Below are 19,621 nucleotides of genomic sequence, written 5' to 3'. Positions count from 1 at the left end.
GCGTAGGCATAGAAGCCGTCGAAGGGCAGGCCGCCGTAGTCGGTGCCGTCGTTGCGCGTCTGCACGTTGTTGTAGCTCTGCGGGCCGCCCTGGGTGAACAGCAGGCCGTTGCCGAAGTCCAGCCAGAAGCCGCTGACGGCGTTGTTGAAGAAGCCGAGGCCGGGCTGCGCGTCGGTATCGGCGACGCTGCTGTCGTAGCTCAGGCCGCCGGTGAAGCGGGTGCTGGTGCCGTTGGGCGTCAGGCCGTTGAGCAGGTTCAGGTCGTCGCTGACCGAGGTGACGAAGCCGCCGAAGCTGATGTTGACCACCGCGCCGTGGGCGCTGGAGGCGGCGCACATCGCGGCCAGCAGGCCGGCCTTGGCGGTGGCCGATGAAGCGATGGCCCGCGTGGCCGACAGCAGGCGGCGGCCGTGATGGGCACCGGCGCGCAGCGCGGCATGGAGGCGGTGGGTGATGGGCATGGTGGGTTCCTTGGCACAACGAACGACGGATGGCGCCCACTCTAGGCAGGCCGGCCATGCAAGTGGTTCGCTGGCGGTCAAGAAACGGTCAAAGCGGGGCCGGGGTCAAGGCACAGCGGGCGGACCCGGCGGTACAGGCCCGAAGGCCAGCGCCAGCGCGGCGGGCTCGCTCAGCTGGGCGCCTTCGCGGCGCAGCGACACCGCGGCGTCGGCCGCTAGCGCTGCGCCGAGCCGCGCTTCGAGTGCGGCCTGCAGGCGGGCGAAGAACGGGCCGCGGCGCTCGCCGGCGGCGGCGATCAGCGCATCGGCCCAGCCCAACAGCCGGGCCGCATCGGCCGGCCGGCTGTTCCACCAGGGTAGCCAGGGCAGCGCCCCGGCCAGGGTCCACAGGCTGCCATCGGCGCGCAGCAGCGCCACGGCCTCGTGCACCCGCGGCGATGCGGCGGTCTCGGCGCCGTGCCAGAGCAGCATCGCCGCATGCACGCAGATCTGCGACGGCTGGCTGCGCTGCTGGCCGGCGGCGGCGATCTGCTCGCAGATCTGGCCCAGCTGGGCCAGTGCCTGCGCCACGTCGCCGCGTTCGTGCTCGGCCAGCGCCAGCGCATAGCCGGTCAACCAGAGGGTGTTGCGGTCGCCCAGGTGGCGGGCAAAGGCCTGCTCTTCGCGCATGGCCTGGTGGTAGCCGTCGAGGTCACCGGCCTGGCGCCGCAGCATCGCGGCGGTCCAGCGGCCGTAGCGGCGCAGCGCCGTGCTCCAGCCGGGCTGTTCCAGCGCCTGCATCGCCGCCAGCGTGCCGGCCGGGTGCGGCAGCTGCAGCCGTATCTGGATCATCGCCAGCAGATAGAGGTCATAGTACGCGGCCACGGCGTCGCCGGCGGCCCGGTGCAGGCGATGCGCGGTTTCCATCGCCTGCAGCCCTTCCTGCGGCGGCAGCGCCAGGCCCAGCACGCACAGCACGCCGCGGGCCTGGGCCACGTCGGCTTTCAGGGTCGATGGCCCGGCCGCGGCCTGCAGCTCGCCCAGCGCGCGCTGCCAGCGCAAGGCTTCGTGCTTGAGGCCGCTGCGCACCCAGAACATCACGCTGAGCGCCCACAGGGCCCAGGCCAGCGCCGCGTCGCTGCGCTGGGCGTGGCGCAGCGCGGCGCGCAGGTTGTCCAGCTCCGGTTCCAGCTGCGCCAGCCAGTCCTGCGGCGCCATGTCGTGCACGCGGGGCCCGGCCTGCGCCAGCAGGTCCTGCATCCAGCGCGCATGGCGCTCGCGCAGCACGGCGGTCTCACCGGCCTGATCGAGCTGTTCCAGCGCAAAGGCGTGGATGCCGTGCAGCATGCGCCAGCGGGGCACGGTGTGCGGTGCCGCGGGCGACGCGTCGTCCGGGCCGGCTTCGTCATGCTGCCGCCGCCGCACGGCGGCCGCCGGGGCGCTGCCGGCGCCGGCCAGCAGCGAGCGCTCGGCCAGCGCGGCGACGGCATCCAGCACGTCCCAGCGGTCCAGGCCCTCGTCGGCGACCACAGCCTCGGCGGCGGCGATCGAGAACGAGCCTTCGAACACCGCCAGCCGCCGCAGCACGCACTGCTGCTGCGGCGGCAGCAGCGCATGGCTCCAGGCCAGGGCGTTGCGCAGCGAGCGGTGGCGTGCCGCGCCATCGGGCGCTGGCTGGGCGCCCTGGCCGTGTTGGCCGTGCTGGCGCAGCATGTCCAGCCGCTCGGGCAGGCGGGTCTGAACACCGGCCAGGCCCAGCAAGGGCACACGGGCCGCCGCCAGTTCCAGCTCGAGCGGCACGCCGTCGAGCGCGCGGCAGATGGCGGCCACGCTGCGCTGCTGGCCGGTCTGCAGCTGGAACTGCCGGTCGTGCCGGCGTATCCGGGCCAGCAGCAGCTGGGCGGCGCCGCTGTGCGCCAGGTCGTCGCCTGCCGCTGCCGGTACCGCCAGCGGCCCCAGCGGCAGCAGCTGCTCGCCGGCCAGGCCCAGCGCCTGCTGCGAGGTGCACAGCAGCCGCAGCCCCGGCGCCTGCGCCAGCAACTGCGCCACCAGCGCAGGCAGCTGCAGCAGCAGGTGCTCGCAGTTGTCGAGCACGATGCCCATCGCCAGCGTGCGCAGCGCGGTGCACAGCGCGTCGAGGTCGCGTGCCGCTTCGGGCGACAGGCGCAGCGTGTGCGCCAGCGTGGCCACCAGCGTGTCGGCGTCGACGATGCTGTCCAGCCGCAGCAGCCAGGCGCCGTCGCGGCAGGCCTGCGCCAGCTGCGGCAATGCGGCCAGTGCGAGGTGGGTCTTGCCGATGCCGGCGCTGCCGGTCAGCGTGACCAGGCGGTGCGTGGCCAGCAGTGTCTGCAGCTGCGCGAACTCGCGCGCGCGGCCGATCAGCGTGCCGTCACCGACGGCCGGTACGGCGGCCAGCGCCGCGGGCGGCACGGCCGGCGCCGGCGCTGCATCGTCGAGCGTGAAGCGGTAGCCACGGCGGGCCACGCTGGTGATCCAGCGCGACGACGAGCCCGGCTCGCCCAGCGCCCGCCGCAGGTTGTTGACCGTGGCCTTCAGCGAGGATTCCGACAGGTGCTGGTGGCCCCACACCGCGTCCAGCAACTCATGCTTGGGCACCACGCGGCCGGCGTGCCGTGCCAGGTAGCACAGCAGCGCAAACGGCCGCGGCGGCACCTTCACCGGTGCGCCGTCGCGGCTGAGCATGCCCAGGCGCATCTCCAGCGTGAACGGCCCGAAGCGCAAGGGGCCGGGCAGCGGAGGGTCGTCGCTACGAGGGGGCACGGCAGGTGGCGGATGCGGGGCAGATGCGGAGGCCCGTCATTCTGCCGGGCGGCTACAGTCGCATCGGCCTCGCTGGCCCATGACCCGAGGAGATTTCCCGATGCCCGCCTGGCTGTTGGCGCTGGACCGCCATTTCCCGATCCGCTACCTGACGCTGACGCTGGCCGCGGTGTGCGCGCTGCTTGGCGCCTTCGTCTGGGTCGGCTTCAGCCGCTTCGGCTGGCTGGCGCTGCTGGGCGCGGCCGCCGTGGTCATCGGCGTGCGCGACTTGATGCAGTCCCGCCACGCGGTGCTGCGCAACTACCCCGTGATCGGCCATCTGCGCTTCCTGCTCGAATGGATACGGCCGGAGATGCGCCAGTACTTCATCGAGACCGACCGCGAGGCGATCCCGTTCTCGCGCCAGCAGCGCTCGCTGGTCTACCAGCGCAGCAAGGGCGAATCGGACAAGCGGCCCTTCGGCACCCAGCTCGATGTGCACGAAACCGGCTATGAGTGGATGAACCACTCGATGCAGCCGACGACGATTGCCTCGCACGACTTCCGCGTGATGATCGGCGACAGCCCGGGCAGCCGCTGCCGCCAGCCGTATTCGGCGAGCCTGTTCAATATCTCGGCAATGAGCTTCGGCGCGCTGAGCGCCAACGCGATCCTGGCGCTGAACGCCGGCGCGCTGCGCGGCAACTTCGCGCATGACACCGGTGAAGGCTCGATCAGCCAGCACCACCGCGTGCATGGCGGCGACCTGATCTGGGAGATCGGCTCCGGCTACTTCGGCTGCCGCAACGACGACGGCAGTTTCAGCGAGACGAAGTTCGTCGAGAACGCCACCCAGCCGCAGGTCAAGATGATCGAGCTGAAGCTGAGCCAGGGCGCCAAGCCCGGCCATGGCGGCGTGCTGCCCGGCGCCAAGGTGACACCGGAGATCGCCGCGGCGCGCGGCGTGCCCGAAGGCATCGACTGCGTCTCGCCGTCTTCGCACAGCGCGTTCTCCAGCCCGGTGCAGATGCTGCGTTTCATGGACCGGCTGCGCGAGCTGTCAGGCGGCAAGCCGGTGGGCTTCAAGTTCTGCGTCGGCCATCCGTGGGAATGGTTTGCGCTGGCCAAGGCCATGGTCGAGACCGATCTGCTGCCCGACTTCATCGTCGTCGACGGTGCCGAGGGCGGCACCGGCGCCGCGCCGCTGGAGTTCACCGACCATGTCGGCGCGCCGCTGCAGGAAGGCCTGCGCCTGGTGCACAACACGCTGGTCGGCCTGAACCTGCGCGAGCGCATTCGCATCGGCTGCGCCGGCAAGGTGGTCAGCGCCTTCGACATCCTGCGCATGGTGGCCATCGGCGCCGACTGGTGCAATGCGGCGCGCGGCTTCATGTTCGCGCTGGGCTGCATCCAGGCCCAGCACTGCCATACGGGCGCCTGCCCGACGGGCGTGACCACGCAGGATCCGCTGCGCCAGCGCGCGCTGGTGGTCCCGGACAAGGCCGAGCGTGTCTACCGCTTCCACCAGATGACGCTGGAAGCGCTGAAAGAGCTGGTGCAGGCCGCCGGGCTGCAGCACCCGGAGCAGGTCACCACTGCGCACATCGTGCGCCGTACCAGCGACCACGCGACGCGGCTGTTGTCCAACCTGCTGCCCACCGTGAAGCCGGGAGGACTGCTGGCGGCAGAGCGCGGCGAGGTGGATTGGCCGCACACCGTGTTCAAGATGCACTGGCCGCATTCGCGTGCCGACAGCTGGCAGCCATCGGCAGGAGGGTCGGCGGCTTGAGCGCCGCCGGCGTGAACCCCGTCACACAAATTCCCGCCGGCTGCGGTTGAACCCCCTTGCGCCCCCGAAGCCCGGGGATGCTGGTTTTCCGGTTCATCCCCAGAATCAGTTACATACAGAAACTGATCGTCGTTGGGGTCATGAAAACTGTGCTGATGGCCGGCCACGCACCGGCTCAGAACCGTGCGTGGTGCGAAGAACTGCTCGGCGATGGTCGCTGGGATGTGATGGAGCCGGTGCAGAGCTTTGCGCAGGCCCGCGTGCTGCTGCACCGCCACAATCCGGACCTGCTGATCGCCGAGTTGCGCCTGCTCGACGGCACGGTGCTGGACATGATCCGCGTGCTGCGCCTGGGCTTGGGCTACCTGCGCACGCAGATCCTGGTGGTGGCGCGTGGCGAAGGCGACCCGCTGCTGCTGGACGCGCTGCAGGAAGGCGCCGACAGCTTCTACGACCCCAGCGACGCCAGCGCCGAGCCGCTGGCCGCACATGCCCGCGACACGCTGGCCGGCAGCGCCGACATCGCGCCGTGGATCGCCCGCCACCTGCTGGACCACTTCGACAGCCGGCTCGGCGCGACCAGCCTGGTCAAGAACCCGATCGACGAGCTGATCAACCCGCTGGCGCTGACGCCCGACGAACGCCTGCTGCTGCGCCAGCTGGCCATCGGCCGCCCGCTGTCCGAGGTGGCGAGGTACGAAAAAGTCGGCCCGCGGGTGCTGTCGGCCAAGGTGCGGGCGATTTACCGCAAGATGCAGTGGGATCTGCGAGCAGGCAATCTCACCCTGCAGGCGGCCTGACTTGAAGGCGGTCCCCCCTTTGGAGGGGGATCCACCCACCCGCAAGGGCGAGCCCCGGCGCGGCGGTGGCTGGGTATCATGCCGCCATCCCCACACGGCATTTTTCGCAGCAGGAGCGCGCCATGGCCTCGGTCAACAAAGTCATTCTCGTCGGCAACCTCGGTCGCGACCCCGAAGTACGCTACACGCCCAACGGCAGCGCCGTTTGCAACCTGGGCCTGGCCACCACGCGCAACTGGAAGGCCAAGGATTCCGGCGAACGCCAGGAAGAAACCGAGTGGCACCGGGTGGTGCTGTTCGACCGCCTGGCCGAAATCGCCGGCGAATACCTGAAGAAAGGCCGCTCGGTCTACATCGAAGGCCGGCTGCGCACCCGCAAGTGGACCGACAAGGACGGTGTCGAGAAGTTCACCACCGAGGTCTATGCCGAGTCGATGCAGCTGCTCGGCGGCCGTGACGGCGCTGGCGGAGGTGGTGGCGGCGGCGGTGAAGACCGCGGCTACGAAGGCGACAGCGGTGGTGATTCAAGCCCGCCGCCGCGCCGCAGCGCCCCGGCGGCACGGGCGCCCGCTCCGGCGGCGCAACGCCCGGCAACGAAGTCCAGCACCGGCTTCGACGACATGGACGATGACATTCCTTTCTAGACTTTCATCGGGCCGCACGCGCGGCCCATGAAAAACGCGGGCTCGAGGCCCGCGCTGCCGTGAAAGATCAGCGGGCCCTTGTGCGGCCCGCTGGCTCGATCATCAGAACTCGTACTTGAGCGTCACCTGGATGGCCCATTGGCTTTCGCCGCGGGCCTGGCGGGTGATCAGGCTTTCCGGTGTCGTGAAGGTGCTGTAGATGTACTTGCCATCCGCCGTCATGCCCTTGTAGTTGACGAAGCTGCGTGCAGCAGCGCCGGCGCTCTGGAAGCCGACTTCATCGGTGCGGCCCCAGCGCTTGTCGATCAGGTTGCCGATGTTCAGGATGTCAACGGTGAACACGCCCTTGTGGCCGGCCGTGAAGCCCGGCACTTCCTGACTCATGCGCACGTCGAAGCTGTTCACGAAAGGTGAGCGGCTGCCATTGCGCTTGACCACGCCGCCGCGCGAGCGGCTCATTTCGGGGTCGTTCCATACCACGTCCCAGAAGCGCGCTTCATCGGCCGTGCCGCCGGCGAACACGACTTCGCCGGATCCCGGCGCGCTGGGGATGTACATCAGGTCGTTGCCGGCCAAGCCGTCACCGTTCAGGTCGTTGTTGAAGGTCCAGCTGTAGGGCTTGCCCGCGCGGCCTTCATAGAACATGCCGAAGGTGGTTTTGTAGCTGCTGAAGAAGGCCTGCGACCAGATGACTGATGCATTCACGCGGCTGCGCACCAGATAGGCCGAGTTGGCCGCAATCTCTTCGTTGGGGTTGAAGATCGAACGGCCGTTGAAGTTGGACAAGGCCACCGACGAGGTCAACGGGCTGACTTCCTTGGCGCGCGAATGTGTGTAGGCGGTGGACCAGGACAGCGCGCGCGAGGCCTGCTGCGACAAACTCAGCGTCAGCGTATCGCCGCCGCCCTTCTTGGTGCCGGTGGCCAGCACCGCATTGCCGAAGGAGCGATTGCTCAGCGCGCGCGAGGCTACCGAGCCGCCGCAGCCCGCTGCCGTGGCGGCCACGGTGCCGCCGGTGGTCCAGCAGTCGGTGTCGTAGCCATTGGCGTTGTAGTACAGCTCGCGGCCGTCCGGTCCGGTGCGGGTCACCGGACCGAGGTTCAGGTGCTTGTAGTAGATGCCGTTGCGGGTCTTGGTGTGCAGCCACTCGACGCCTGCGACCAAGCCACCGAAGGGCAGCTCGGCATCGAATGCAAGGTTGGCCTTCCACACCGACGGCTGCTGCACATTGGTATCCAGGAAGTCGACGCTGGGTGCCGGGTTGGTGCCCAGGGCCTGTTGCTTCGTCGGATCGGGCGAGAACACGCCTTCGGCACAGGCCGCGCGGTTGCCGGTGCCGCTGACCAACTCACCTGAGGTGCCGCAGCCGTAGAAGGCCGCGGCGATGCCGGTATTCGAATACGGATTCGAAAGCCACACCGAGGCCGCTGCGCCTTCGAACAGGCCAAGGCCACCACGCAGCTGGGCGCGGCGTTCCTTGGTGCCCAAGTCGAGGTTGAAGCCCACGCGCGGCTGGAACAATGTCTTGCCGTCGATGGACACCGAGTTGTCGTAGCCGAAGCCGCCGGACTGGGCCGTGTTGGTGGCCGCATTGCCGGCGACCATCGGCGCAGATGCCGCGGCGTTGTACAGCGGGCGATCGGGCGTGTCGGTCATGTCCACCCGAGCGCCCAAGGTTAGCGCCAACTTCTTGGATACCTTCCAGGTGTCCTGCAGGAAGACGCCGTAGTTGTTGAGCGTCCAGCGTGCCACGGCATCGTTGATCGTCTTGCCTGGCAGCGGCAGCTGTGCCTGGTATGACGAAGGCCGGCCGAGCCGGAAGTTCTCCAGCACGGCGGCTTCAACTTCCGCGGTCGTCGCCGTGTTGCAGTTGATCGTGCCGAAGCTGTAGGTCAGGGCCGACTCGCACTGGAACTTGTACTGGCCCAGGCTGTCCTGCAGGAAGGCATTGAAGATGTCGCTGGAGCTGAAATCGCCGCCGAACTTCAGTTCATGCTGGCCCAGCGTCCAGGTGGCGCCCAAGTAGCCTTCGTTGGCCTTGGTGTCCAGGTCGTTCAGATGCCGGCTGCGCTCGGTGCCGACCCACAACGTGCGTTCGCCGGTGGCCACGCCGGTCGGTACGCTGCCGAGAAAGTCGAACGCAATCGCCGGGAGGCGCGCGTTGGTGGGCGTGGCCTTGGCCTGGTCGCGGCGCGAGAGCTTGAGTTCGGTGGACAGCGTCGGCGTCCAGTCGGCGAACCACTGGCCCACCAGGCTTTCGATGACCTTGGCTTCGCTGAAGAAGTGCGAGCTGAGCGAGAGCGAGCGCGCTCCGAAGTTGTTGAAGAACGGCTCCGACTGCTCGGTCTTGGTGTACCGCAGGTTGGCGCGGTGGTTGTCGCTGATGTTCCAGTCCAGCTTCAGCAGCACGTCCTTGACGGTGGTCTCGGTGCCGCTCGGCACATCGCTGCTGCCGACGTCGAAGCCCCAGGTGTTGCGAGCGATCGCGCTGATGCCGGCGATTGCCGACGGCGTGATGCCGACATTGGTGAGCGTGCTGCCGATCGGCCCGAAGTCGGGCGATGTCTTGGAGCTGGCGAAGTCTTCGTAGCTGACAAAGAAGAACAGCTTGTCCTTGATGATCGGGCCGCCCAGCGTGATGCCCTTGGTGTCTTCCTTGAACTTCGGCGGATCGAAGTAGGTCTGCGAGGTGGCGTTCAGGCGCTGGCCGGACAAGTCGTCGCTGCGATAGACGTAGTACACGCTGCCGTGGAAATCGTTCGTACCGCTCTTCGTCACGGCATTGATGTTCGCGCCGGTGTAGCCCTTCTGCGTGACGTCGTAGTTCGAGATGTTGACCTGAACCGACTGGATCGCATCAATCGAGATCGGCTGCTTGATGGTCGGCAGGTTGTTGCTCTCGAGGCCAAAGCTGTCGCTGATGTTGACGCCGTCGATCGTGATGCGGTTGAAGCGAGAGTTCTGGCCGGCTGCCGAGATTTCACCGCGTTCCTTGTCGGTTTGCGACAGGCGCGGGTCGGTGCGTGCATAGTCCTGCAGGCTGCGGCTGATCGAAGCCAAGCCGTTCAGCTCGCGGCTGCCGATATTGGTGCCCGACCCCATGTTCGAGCTGTTGAATCGGCTGGCGCCACCGCCCTGGCCGGTGATGACGACCTGCGTCACCGCACTGCCCAGGCCGCTGTCGAGCGAGGTGGTTTCGGCCAGGGCCAGGTAGACGTCTTCGCGCTTGTCGACCTGGCCGTCCTTGCTGAAGGTGACGACATAGGGCCCGCCGACGCGCAGGCCGCGCACGGCATAACGGCCTTCTGCATCGGTGACCGCGTTGTTCACCGAGCCCGATTCGGTGTGGCGGATCGAGACCGCGACGCCGGCCACGCCCTTGCCATCGGCCCCGGCGACACGGCCGCTGAGCGCGGCGGTGGTGTTCTGCGCCAGTACCGGTGCCGCGGCCATGGCCACGGCGATGCTGATCACGGTTCTGGTGAATCCGAACCCGAGCCTGTCGTTCATTCCCGATCACTCCTCAATTGAATTGGCTTGCTGGATGGCTGGCGCTGCCATTGCAAGTTGCCTGCCAGCACATCGGCACACGAAACTTGACCAAACAGTCAATCTCTCTTAAACCGCGCCGTGGGTAACCACGGGTTTGCCCCCGGTTGTGGCTTTTCGCCACACTCGCTTGGTGCGTGATAGCGCCGATGCGGTGCGCCGGAGATCGCTGTGCGTTCTGCGCGCGCAGTCTGCCGCCGCGATGTGCCGCGGTGATGACAGTCAGTCCACCACGGTGATGCGTCCGCCGGACTGCGGCACGGGTGTGCTGCGCAGGTGCTCGACCAGCGCGTCCACGTCCAGCATGCCGCCGATGCGCTGGCGGCCAGTCTTCAGCAGCGTCAGGCCGTCGCCGCCTTCGGCCAGGAAGCTGTTGACGGTGACGCGGTACTCGGCATCCGGCTGCACCGCTTGGCCGTTCACCCGCAGGTCCTGCACGCGCTGGCCGAACTCGGCCTTGGCCAGCCAGCGGTACGACAGGCTGGCCGAGGCTTGCAGCAGGTAGGCCGTGCTGCGCCCCGGCGGGTGCTGCGATTCGAGCAATGCCTTCAGCTCGGTGCCGGTGAAGCTCATCACCACCAGGCTGTTGCCGAAGGGCTGCATCGTGAACGCCTGGCCGAAGGTGACCGGGCACGGCGGTGTCTGCGCGCACAGCAGGTCGGCGCGCACGCCGCCGATGTTCATCAAGGCGAACTGGGCGCCGCCGCGCGCCGCGTCGCGGGTGGCGGCCAGTTGGGCATCGGCAATCATCTGGCCGGCGCTGCTGCCAGCACTGTTGCCGCCGCGGCCGCGCTCGAAGCTGCCGCCGATCTGGCCCACCACACGCTGCGTGCGCGGCGCCGCGGCGGTGGTGAACAGGCCCACTTGCTGCGCGACTTCGGGCGCCGCCTGGGCCTTGCGCAAAGCGTCGCCCCAGGGCGGCGGCTCGGCGGCCAGCAGCGCGGCCCGCTGCGCGGCGTCGGTGCCGGCATGCAGGATGGGCAGGTTGCGGCTGCGCGTGGCGCTGCGGTCCACCGCACCGCTGCGCGGGTCGATCACCAGGTCGGTGGCCGACAGGCCGCGGCCGTAGGAAGTCGACTGCACGACATAACGCCCGTCTATCTTGCAGCGGTAGCCTTGATGGCTGTGGCCGCTGATGATCAGGTCCACGTCGGGCGTGATGCGCTGCGCCAGCGCGACGATCGGGCCGCGCAGGTTCGGGCAGCTGTCGTCGTTCCAGTCGCCGGGTTGTTGTGCGCTGCCGATCTCGCCGCCCTCGTGCATCGTGACGATCAGCGTGTTCACGCCCTGGCCCTTGAGGGCGCGCGCGGCGCGGTTGATGGCCTCGGCCTCGTCGGTGAAACGCAGGCCGGCGACACCCGAGGGCACGACGATGTTGGGCGTCCCGCGCGTCACCGCGCCGATCACGCCGACCTTGACCGGGCCGACCTGGGTGACCCAACTGGGCGCGAACAGCGGCTGGCCGTCCGGCCCTTCGACATTGGCCACCACCAGCGGAAAGCGGGCACCGGCATAGCGGGGCTGCAGCGCACAGGACGTGCTGGGCTGGCCCAGGTCATTGGCGGCGCAGCCGCCGCCCACCAGGCGCTTCAACTCGGCGGTGCCGGCATCGAACTCATGGTTGCCCGGCGTGCCGACATCGACGCCGATGCGGTTCATCACCTCGATGGTCGATTCATGGCGGAACAGCGTAGAGACCATTGGCGCGGCGCCGACCATGTCGCCGGCCGAGATCACCAGGCTGTGCGGCGAGCCGGCGCGCAGCGCGGCGATCAGCCCGGCCATCGGCGCCGCACCGCCCACTGCCACGCGCTGCGTGGCGCCGGGCTTGGCCGGGTCGGGCAGTGTCAGCGTCTGGCTGGTGGTTTCCAGGTTGCCGTGGAAGTCGTTGAAGCCGATGACGCGCAGGCGCACCGGTTCGGCGGGCGGCGCGGAAGGTGGTGCTGCGCAGCCGGCCAGCATGCCCAGTGCGACAGGGACGAGCGCGAAGAGACCCAGGGCGGGCAGGCGATGCGGAGTGATCACGGCGTTGGGTGGGAAAGAGATGAAGAGGTTCAGACAACGCCCAGGTTTTCCGCCGCTGCCCAGTCGAGCAAGGCCTGGCGGGCCAGGGCGCGCTGCGCCGCGGGCAGGAACGAGGCCTCGGTGGCCAGCAGGCCCATGCGCACGAGATCGGCCCAGTCGAAACCGGCGTGCTGCAGCAGGTTCACGGCCTCGGTGGACTGGTTCAGGCAGGAGATCAGCTGGTTGTCGGTGTGGAAGGACAGCGACACGCCGGCGTCCCACAGCGCGCGGATCGGATGCGTGGCGATCGACGTGGCCGCGCCGGTGTGCACATTGCTGGTCGGGCAGACCTCGAGGTGCACGCCGCTGGCACGCAGCTCGTCGATCAGGGCCTGGCCGCCGGGCTGGTCGATCAGGTCGGCCAGGCGCACGCCGTGGCCGACGCGCCGGGCACCCAGGCGCGCGGCCTCCAGCACACGCAGCGCTTCATCGGCTTCGCCGGCATGCAAGGTCAGCGGCAGGCCTTCGTCGCGCAGCTGCGCCAGCAGCGTGGCATGGCGCGTGGCCGGGTAGCCGGCCTCGGGGCCGGCCAGGTCGAAGGCCACCACGCCGCGGCCGCGATAGCGCAGCGCCAATGCAGCGCTGCGCGCGATCTCGGCATCGTCCAGATGGCGCATCGCGCAGACGATCAGCCCGCTGGCCAGCGACGAACGCGCCAGCCCGGCCAGCAGCGCTTCCACCGCGGCTTCGCCGGACACGCCATGCGCTTCGAACAGCAGCGGCGCGATGCGGAACTCGGCCAGCACGCAGCCGTCCTGCCGGGCGTCCTCGGCGGCTTCGAAGGCCACCCGTTCCAGTGCTTGCGGGCTGGCCATCGCGGCCACCGTCAAGGCGAAGCCGCGCAGGTATTCCACCAAGGAGCCGGCATGGGCCCGCGCGTCGAACCAGGCGGCCAGCGTGTCGGCATCGTCGGCCGGCACGGCGATGCCGCGCTGGCGCGCCAGGTCCAGCAGCGTGTGCACGCGCAGGCCACCGTCCAGGTGGTCGTGCAGCAGCACTTTGGGCAGGCGCCGGGCGCGCTGCACCAGGCTGTCGGTGGGGGCGGGGGCGGTGTCAGGCATCGCGTGATGCTAGCAACTACGGGGCCGCGATCGGCGCGAGTCTTGCTATCCTGCCCGATCACATCCACAACACCTAGGGGTGACCCGCATATGAAGCACCAGCTCCTTGCCTTGACCGGCCTGATGGTCGCGGCCACTGCCGCGATGGCCGAGCCCGCCGTGATCTACGACATGGGCGGCAAGTTCGACAAGTCGTTCAACGAGGCCGCGTACAACGGGGCCGAGCGCTGGAAGAAGGAGAGCGGCAAACAGTACCTGGACTTCGAGATCAGCAACGAAGCGCAGCGAGAGCAGGCGATGCGCCGCATGGCCGAAAAAGGCGCGAACCCGATCATCGGCGTGGGCTTCTCGCAAGGCTCGTCGCTGGAAAAAGTGTCCAAGGACTTCCCCAAGCTGCAGTTCGCGATCATCGATTCGGTGGTCAAGCAGCCGAACGTCGAGTCCATCGTCTTCAAGGAACAGGAAGGCAGCTTCCTGGTCGGCATGATGGCCGCCATTGCCAGCAAGACCGGCAAGGTCGGCTTCATCGGCGGCATGGACATCCCGTTGATCCGCCGCTTTCAGTGCGGCTACGAACAGGGCGCGAAATACGCCAACCCGAAGGCCGAAGTAACGGCCAACATGACCGGCACCACCGCCTCGGCCTGGAACGACCCGACGCGCGGCGCCGAGCTGGCCAAGGCGCAGTTCGCGAAAGGTGTGGATGTTGTCTTCGCTGCTGCCGGCGGCACCGGCATTGGCGTCTACCAGGCGGCCAAGGATGGCGGCAAATACGCCATCGGCGTCGACAGCAACCAGAACCACCTGCAGCCCGGCACGATGCTGACCTCGATGGTCAAGCGCGTCGACGTGGCGGTCTACACCGCGGCGAAGAAGACCACGCCGGGTGTCACGGTGCTGGGCCTGAAGGAGGGCGGTGTCGACTACGCCATCGACAAGCACAACGAGAAGCTGGTTTCGGCCGACATGAAGACGAAGGTCGATGCGGCCAAGGCCGACATCATTGCCGGCAAGATCAAGGTCGCCGACTACATGGCCGATAACAGCTGCAAGTATTGAAGCGGTGATGTCGACGCCGGCGGTCCACATGGACCGCATCAACAAGCGCTTCGGCGCGGTCCAGGCCAACAAGGATGTGACGCTCACCGTGGCCCCGGCCACGGTGCACGGCATCGTCGGCGAAAACGGCGCCGGCAAGTCGACGCTGATGTCGATCCTGTACGGCTTCTATCACGCCGACTCGGGCTCGATTTCGGTCGAAGGCAAGACAGCGCAGATCACCGGCTCACGCGAGGCCATTGCATTGGGCATCGGCATGGTTCACCAGCACTTCATGCTGGTCGAGCCGCTCTCGGCGCTGGACAACATCATGCTCGGCGCCGAGCCTGATTGGCGCCTGCAGCCGGCGCGTGCGCAGGTGCGCAGCAAGCTCGAAGCGCTGATGCAGGACACCGGCCTGCAGGTGCGGCTGGACACGCCGGTCGAAGAACTGCCGGTGGGTGAACGCCAGCGGCTGGAGATCCTGAAGGCGCTGTACCGCGGCGCGCGCATCCTGATCCTCGACGAGCCGACGGCCGTGCTGACGCCGCAGGAGACTGAAGCGCTCTTCGTCACGCTGCGCCACCTGCGCAGCCAGGGCACGACGATCCTGTTGATCACCCACAAGCTCAAGGAGATCCTGGCCTTGTGCGACGTGGTGACGGTGATGCGCGCCGGCGCCGTGGTGCTGGACTGCAACATCGCCGACACCAGCATCGACAAGCTGGCCGAAGCGATGGTCGGCCGCCGCGTCAACCTGGGCCGCGATGCCTCGGCCTCGCGGGCCCGTGCTGGCGAGCCCTTGCTGACAGCCGAGGGCCTGCGCTGGCAGGACGTGATGGGTGTCGTGCGCCTGGCCGATGTGTCGCTCACTTTGCGTGCTGGCGAGATCGTTGGCATCGCCGGGGTCTCGGGCAATGGCCAGAGCGAGTTGCTGGAGGCCTTGGCCGGCATGCATGTGCCCGATCAAGGGCGCTTGAAGCTGGGCAGCGAAACCTTCGCCCCCGGGCGCTGGCTGGACCCGGCGCGAGCCCGGAGCCTGGGCCTGGCCCATGTGCCGGAAGACCGCCACCGCTGCGGCCTGGTGCTGCCTTTCGAGGCCTGGGAGTCCGCCGTGCTGGGCCACCAGACGCTGGGCCGCTTCAGCAGCGCCTGGGGCTGGATGAAGCAGGCGCTGATGCGCAACGACACCGCGAAGATGATGGAGCAGTACGACGTGCGGCCGCGCAACCCGCAGCTGCGCTCGTCCAAATTCTCCGGCGGCAACCAGCAAAAGCTGGTGCTGGCGCGCGAAGCCATCGTCGCGCCGAAGGTGCTGCTGGTCGGCCAGCCGACGCGCGGCGTCGACATCGGCGCCATCGAGTTCATCCACGGCCGCCTGCGCGCGATGCGCGACGCCGGCGGTGCGGTGCTGGTGGTGTCGTCGGAACTCGACGAGATCCTGGCGCTGGCCGACCGGGTGCTGGTGATGGATCGCGGCCGCATCGCCGGTGAACTGCCGATCGAAGACTGCACCGAGCAGGCGCTGGGTTGTCTGATGGCCGGCGTGGCCCCTCCTGAAATAGCATGAGCAGTCATCAACCCATCGAGTTGCCGCGCTGGATCGACATCGGCGTGCTGCCGCTGATCAACCTGGCGATGGCGCTGGCCGTCAGTGGCATTGTCGTCGCGGGCATCGGGCTGGACCCGATCCAGGTCATCACGCAGCTGATCAAGGGCGCCTTCGGCAGCCGCGCCGGGTTCAGCTACACGCTGTATTACGCGACCACCTTCGTTTTCACCGGGCTGGCAGTGGCCGTGGCCTTCCATGGCGGGCTGTTCAACATCGGCGGCGAAGGCCAGGCGATGATGGGCGGGCTGGGCAGTGCGCTGGTGGCGCTGGCCTGGTCCAACCAGGTGCCGGCCATCGTGATGCTGCCGCTGATGATCCTGGCCGGCGCGCTGGCCGGCGGCGCCTGGGCCGCGGTGCCGGCGGCGCTGCAAGCCTGGCGCGGCAGCCATGTCGTGATCACCACGATCATGTTCAACTTCATCGCCTCGGCGCTGCTGTCCTACCTGCTGGTGAACGTGCTGAAGGAGCCGGGCAACATGGCGGTGGAGAGCCGGGCGTTCGGCGAATCGGCGCACATGCCGGGCCTGCACGAGGCGCTCGGCTGGCTGGGCATCGACTGGCCGAAGACGCCGCTGAACCTGTCGGTGCTGCTGGCGGTGCTCAGCGCCGTGGGCGTCTATCTGCTGCTGTGGAAATCGCGTGCCGGTTATGAGCTGCGCGCGGTGGGCCATGCGCCCGATGCCGCGCACTACGCCGGCATCTGGCCGCGCCGCCAGATCATGGTGGCGATGATGCTGTCCGGCGCGCTGGCCGGCCAGGTCGGCATCAACGAGCTGGCCGGCGTGCAGGGCCGGCTGCTGCTGGACTACGTGGTCGGCGCCGGCTTCACCGGCATCGCGGTGTCGCTGATCGGCCGCAACCACCCGCTGGGCATCGTGCTGGCCTCGCTGCTGTTCGGCGCGCTGTACCAGGGCGGCGCCGAGCTGGCCTTTGAGATTCCCGGCTTCAGCCGCGACATGGTGGCCACGCTGCAAGGCCTGATCGTGCTGTTCTCCGGCGCGATGGCGATGGTCGCCGCGCCGTGGCTCGCGAAGCTGTATGCGTTCTCGCGCAGGCCGGTGGCCGCGCCCGGGGTGGCGCATGGATGAGGTCTTCATCGGCACGCTGCTGGCGTCGACGCTGCGTGTCTCGGTGCCGCTGATCCTGTGCGCGCTGGCCGCGACGATCTCCGAACGCGCGGGCGTCATCGACCTCGGGCTGGAAGGCAAGATGTTGATGGCGGCATTTGCCGCGGCCTCGGCCGGCGCGGTCAGCGGCTCGTTGGTGCTGGCGCTGGTGGCCGCGATGGCGGTGGGCATCGCCTTGTCGATGTTGCATGGTTATGCCTGCGTCAGCCACACCGGCGACCAGGTGGTGGCCGGCATGGCCATCACGATGACGGCGGCGGGCCTGACCATCGTGCTCGGCATCGCCTGGTTCCAGCAAGGCGGGCAGACGCCGCCGCTGAGCGATGCGGTGCGCTTGTCGAACTGGTTCGGCGGCGCCAGTGCGGCGCTGGCCATGGTGCCGGTGATCGGGCCCATCGTCGGCTTGACGCTGCTGGGTCACAACGGCATGGTCTACCTGGCACTGGCGCTGGTGCCCGGTGTCTGGTGGCTGCTGTACCGCACCCGGCTCGGCCTGCGGCTGCGCGCCACCGGCGAGAACCCGGCGATGGTGGATGCCGCTGGCCTGTCGGTCAGCGGCCTGCGCTACCTGGCGCTGGGCTTCAACGGCGTGCTGTGTTCGCTTGCCGGGGCTTACCTGGTGCTGGCGCAGAACCCGCAGTTCGTGCCCAACATGACGGCGGGCCGCGGCTACATGGCGCTGGCCGCGATGATCTTCGGCAAATGGCATCCGGTGGGTGCGCTGTGGGCCTGCCTGCTGTTCGGCTTTCTCGATGCCGCGGCGATCCGGCTGCAAGGCGTCGAACTGCCAGGCCTGGGCGCCGTGCCGGTGCAGGCCATCCAGGCCCTGCCCTATGTGCTGACGGTGGTGCTGCTGGCCGGCTTCATTGGCCGCTCACGTGCGCCGGCAGCGCTGGGCACTCCTTACGTCAAGGAAAGGTGAGGCGATGGTCGACGATCAATTGATGCATGCCCTGGTGCAAGCCGCACGCGCCGCGCGTGAACGGGCTTATGCGCCGTACTCGAAGTTCGCCGTCGGCGCGGCCCTGCTCGACGACCATGGCCGGCTGCACGCCGGCTGCAACATCGAGAACGCGGCCTTTCCACAAAGCCAGTGCGCCGAGGCCTCGGCGATCGCCCACCTGGTGCTCACCGGTGGCCGGCGCATCCTGGCCGCCGCGGTGGTGGGGGTTGCCGTCGATCCGGTCACGCCCTGCGGCGGTTGCCGCCAGCGCCTGCGTGAATTCGCCACGGACGACGTGCCGATCTGGATTGCCGATCTGCAGATCGTGCGTGCACATTACACGTTAGGGCAGTTGCTGCCGGCGAGCTTCGGACCCGAGCATCTGGCTTGATCGTGGCCACTGGCGTCTGCCCGCTTCGCCGTGAGCTGTTGCTGTCCGCATGCGCTGTTGGCGCTGCGATGGAGCAAGCTCATGCCCGCAGCACGGGACTCGAGCACGAAACGGAAGAGCACGCCAGACTGCGTAGTGACGCCGTCGAGGTCGACCTGAGCGATCTTGCGCCCGGCCAGTTGCGGACCCTTGAGTTGCGCGGTCAGAAAGTCTGGGTTCTGCGGCGCACGCTGGACATGATCAGCACCATCGAGACCCTGACGGGCAGCGGCTTGCTCGCCGACCCGATGTCCGATCGCAACGCAGCCGAACTGACGCCCGAGTACGCGCGCAATCCACTGCGCTCGATCAAGCCGGACATCTTCGTGGCCATCGCGATTTGTTCCCATGGCGGATGCCTGCCCACCGCGCGCCTTCAGGCCGGGCCGAATCCGCAACGGCCCGACAACTGGCGCGGTGGATTCGTCTGTCCCTGCCACTTCTCGACCTGGGACCTGGCGGGCCGGGTCTTCAAGGACAAGCCGGCCTTGGACAATCTTCCGGTGCCGCCCCATGTCTTTGTGGGTGAGTCACGGCTTGTCCTGGAGTAGTCGGTCAAACATCGGCGCGCGGGTGGCGCGCGTCCGCCGCGGGCACTGGTGGGAAGGGTCGGTGTTCAGGTCCGTGCTCAGGTCGAAGGACCCGCTTCTGCTGTCGCGCGGCAGCGGAGGCATGACCACGGTATCCGGCTTGCCCGGCGCGTCCACGATCGATCGCTTCGCTTCGAAGCTCGTGTCATAGCCCTCCATCGATCGATCTGCGCACCCCTCGTGCCGGGCGCCGCACAATGCTCGGCCTTGCTGCCATCGGATCCCCGCGCCGCCATGTACTCGTCCACCTTCATCTTCGCCAAGAAGCACTTCGATGAGGCCTTCCATCGCCTGGACGAAGAGATCGCCGCGATGGCCAAGACCCTTCCGGGCTACATTGGCGAAGAGACCTGGGAGAACGCGGCGACCGGTCTCGTCAGCAATGTCTACTACTGGGAAACACTGGAAGCGCTGCAGGCCTTGATGCGGCATCCGCGGCATCTGGAAGCGAAAGCCGCGCAAGCCCATTGGCTGGCGGGCTATCAGGTGACCATCTCGCAGGTCCTTCGAAGCTATGGCGACGCGAAGCTTGCGCACTTGCTGCCAACTGTCAGCGCGGCCTTGGATGGTGCCTGAGATGACACTTCAATCGTTGCGTTCTGCGATGCGTGTTCAGCGATGTTGCCGTTCGCTGGCGGCTGCAGGCGGCCCATTGCTGACGTTCGGTAGGTGTGCTGAGAGCCGACAGTCAATTGTTGAGTCCTGCGGAGTGGCCGGGATTCCGCCCCGGCGGGGCGGAATCCCGGCCACGTCCAAGTACGCCGGCATCGAATG

General features: G+C 68.4%; 16 protein-coding genes. 10 read left to right on the top strand and 6 right to left on the bottom strand.

Going from position 1 to position 19,621, the window contains the following annotated elements; all coding sequences use genetic code 11:
• Both VLK61_RS32175 and VLK61_RS32170 read right to left on the bottom strand, forming a co-directional pair.
• The coding region (locus VLK61_RS32175) for a hypothetical protein (protein WP_325427845.1) at positions 1 to 461 on the bottom strand (461 nt) is incomplete at its 3' end.
• 105 nt (positions 462 to 566) lie between these two features.
• Entirely contained in the window at positions 567 to 3,221 is a 2,655-nt protein-coding gene (locus tag VLK61_RS32170; RefSeq protein WP_325427843.1) for an ATP-binding protein, read from the bottom strand.
• Positions 3,222 to 3,321: 100 nt separating this feature from the next.
• On the opposite strand from VLK61_RS32170, the gene VLK61_RS32165 reads away from it, so the two are divergent.
• The 3 genes from VLK61_RS32165 to ssb all read left to right on the top strand — a co-directional run bounded on the left by VLK61_RS32165 (position 3,322) and on the right by ssb (position 6,433).
• Entirely contained in the window at positions 3,322 to 4,989 is a 1,668-nt protein-coding gene (locus VLK61_RS32165) for an FMN-binding glutamate synthase family protein (RefSeq protein ID WP_325427841.1), read from the top strand.
• 140 nt (positions 4,990 to 5,129) lie between these two features.
• Positions 5,130 to 5,789: a hypothetical protein gene (locus tag VLK61_RS32160; protein WP_325427839.1), complete on the top strand. Its 660-nt coding sequence runs from the start codon at positions 5,130 to 5,132 to the stop codon at positions 5,787 to 5,789.
• Positions 5,790 to 5,911: 122 nt separating this feature from the next.
• On the top strand, positions 5,912 to 6,433 hold the full coding sequence (gene ssb, locus VLK61_RS32155) for a single-stranded DNA-binding protein (protein ID WP_325427837.1): 522 nt from the start codon (positions 5,912 to 5,914) through the stop codon (positions 6,431 to 6,433).
• Positions 6,434 to 6,535: 102 nt separating this feature from the next.
• Here ssb and VLK61_RS32150 read toward each other — a convergent pair whose 3' ends face one another.
• The 3 genes from VLK61_RS32150 to VLK61_RS32140 all read right to left on the bottom strand — a co-directional run bounded on the left by VLK61_RS32150 (position 6,536) and on the right by VLK61_RS32140 (position 13,107).
• Positions 6,536 to 9,943, bottom strand: coding sequence for a TonB-dependent receptor (locus VLK61_RS32150; RefSeq protein ID WP_325427835.1), 3,408 nt, complete (start codon positions 9,941 to 9,943; stop codon positions 6,536 to 6,538).
• A 261-nt stretch (positions 9,944 to 10,204) separates the two neighbouring features.
• Entirely contained in the window at positions 10,205 to 12,007 is a 1,803-nt protein-coding gene (locus VLK61_RS32145; protein WP_325427834.1) for a bifunctional metallophosphatase/5'-nucleotidase, read from the bottom strand.
• 29 nt (positions 12,008 to 12,036) lie between these two features.
• Entirely contained in the window at positions 12,037 to 13,107 is a 1,071-nt protein-coding gene (locus VLK61_RS32140) for an adenosine deaminase family protein (protein WP_325427833.1), read from the bottom strand.
• Between the two features lie 90 nt (positions 13,108 to 13,197).
• Here VLK61_RS32140 and VLK61_RS32135 point away from each other — a divergent pair, with 90 nt between their 5' ends.
• The 6 genes from VLK61_RS32135 to petA are packed head-to-tail and all read left to right on the top strand — an operon-like array spanning position 13,198 to position 18,808.
• Positions 13,198 to 14,166, top strand: coding sequence for a BMP family lipoprotein (locus VLK61_RS32135; RefSeq protein ID WP_325427832.1), 969 nt, complete (start codon positions 13,198 to 13,200; stop codon positions 14,164 to 14,166).
• A 28-nt stretch (positions 14,167 to 14,194) separates the two neighbouring features.
• Complete coding sequence (locus VLK61_RS32130) at positions 14,195 to 15,715, top strand: ABC transporter ATP-binding protein (RefSeq protein WP_325427831.1); 1,521 nt, start codon at positions 14,195 to 14,197, stop codon at positions 15,713 to 15,715.
• Positions 15,712 to 16,845: an ABC transporter permease gene (locus VLK61_RS32125; RefSeq protein WP_325427830.1), complete on the top strand. Its 1,134-nt coding sequence runs from the start codon at positions 15,712 to 15,714 to the stop codon at positions 16,843 to 16,845. Before VLK61_RS32130 ends, VLK61_RS32125 begins: the two co-directional genes overlap by 4 nt.
• Positions 16,838 to 17,806: an ABC transporter permease gene (locus VLK61_RS32120; RefSeq protein ID WP_325427829.1), complete on the top strand. Its 969-nt coding sequence runs from the start codon at positions 16,838 to 16,840 to the stop codon at positions 17,804 to 17,806. The genes VLK61_RS32125 and VLK61_RS32120 overlap by 8 nt, the downstream gene beginning before the upstream one ends.
• A 4-nt stretch (positions 17,807 to 17,810) precedes the next feature.
• A complete protein-coding gene (locus tag VLK61_RS32115; RefSeq protein ID WP_325427827.1) occupies positions 17,811 to 18,218 on the top strand; it encodes a cytidine deaminase in 408 nt (135 codons plus the stop codon).
• Positions 18,215 to 18,808: a ubiquinol-cytochrome c reductase iron-sulfur subunit gene (petA, locus tag VLK61_RS32110; protein ID WP_414636904.1), complete on the top strand. Its 594-nt coding sequence runs from the start codon at positions 18,215 to 18,217 to the stop codon at positions 18,806 to 18,808. Before VLK61_RS32115 ends, petA begins: the two co-directional genes overlap by 4 nt.
• On the opposite strand, the gene VLK61_RS32105 is transcribed toward petA, so the two are convergent.
• Entirely contained in the window at positions 18,788 to 19,006 is a 219-nt protein-coding gene (locus tag VLK61_RS32105) for a hypothetical protein (protein ID WP_325427825.1), read from the bottom strand. The genes petA and VLK61_RS32105 overlap by 21 nt on opposite strands.
• Before the next feature lie 75 nt (positions 19,007 to 19,081).
• On the opposite strand from VLK61_RS32105, the gene VLK61_RS32100 reads away from it, so the two are divergent.
• Positions 19,082 to 19,423: an antibiotic biosynthesis monooxygenase family protein gene (locus VLK61_RS32100; protein WP_325427823.1), complete on the top strand. Its 342-nt coding sequence runs from the start codon at positions 19,082 to 19,084 to the stop codon at positions 19,421 to 19,423.
• Positions 19,424 to 19,621: the final 198 nt, after the last annotated feature.

The sequence above is a fragment of the Aquabacterium sp. genome, from assembly GCF_035476535.1.
In the GTDB taxonomy this organism is placed as follows: domain Bacteria; phylum Pseudomonadota; class Gammaproteobacteria; order Burkholderiales; family Burkholderiaceae_C; genus Pseudaquabacterium.
This window is presented reverse-complemented; position numbering and strand designations above follow the sequence as displayed.

Excerpts from the sequence above, each read along its gene's own strand:
- VLK61_RS32165 (WP_325427841.1), top strand. The coding sequence starts at position 3,322 with ATGCCCGCCTGGCTGTTGGCGCTGGACCGCCATTTCCCGATCCGCTAC.
- VLK61_RS32160 (WP_325427839.1), top strand. The coding sequence starts at position 5,130 with ATGAAAACTGTGCTGATGGCCGGCCACGCACCGGCTCAGAACCGTGCG.
- ssb (WP_325427837.1), top strand. The coding sequence starts at position 5,912 with ATGGCCTCGGTCAACAAAGTCATTCTCGTCGGCAACCTCGGTCGCGAC.
- VLK61_RS32150 (WP_325427835.1), bottom strand. The coding sequence starts at position 9,943 with ATGAACGACAGGCTCGGGTTCGGATTCACCAGAACCGTGATCAGCATC.
- VLK61_RS32140 (WP_325427833.1), bottom strand. The coding sequence starts at position 13,107 with ATGCCTGACACCGCCCCCGCCCCCACCGACAGCCTGGTGCAGCGCGCC.
- VLK61_RS32135 (WP_325427832.1), top strand. The coding sequence starts at position 13,198 with ATGAAGCACCAGCTCCTTGCCTTGACCGGCCTGATGGTCGCGGCCACT.
- VLK61_RS32130 (WP_325427831.1), top strand. The coding sequence starts at position 14,195 with ATGGACCGCATCAACAAGCGCTTCGGCGCGGTCCAGGCCAACAAGGAT.
- VLK61_RS32125 (WP_325427830.1), top strand. The coding sequence starts at position 15,712 with ATGAGCAGTCATCAACCCATCGAGTTGCCGCGCTGGATCGACATCGGC.
- VLK61_RS32120 (WP_325427829.1), top strand. The coding sequence starts at position 16,838 with ATGGATGAGGTCTTCATCGGCACGCTGCTGGCGTCGACGCTGCGTGTC.
- VLK61_RS32115 (WP_325427827.1), top strand. The coding sequence starts at position 17,811 with ATGGTCGACGATCAATTGATGCATGCCCTGGTGCAAGCCGCACGCGCC.
- VLK61_RS32105 (WP_325427825.1), bottom strand. The coding sequence starts at position 19,006 with ATGGAGGGCTATGACACGAGCTTCGAAGCGAAGCGATCGATCGTGGAC.
- VLK61_RS32100 (WP_325427823.1), top strand. The coding sequence starts at position 19,082 with ATGTACTCGTCCACCTTCATCTTCGCCAAGAAGCACTTCGATGAGGCC.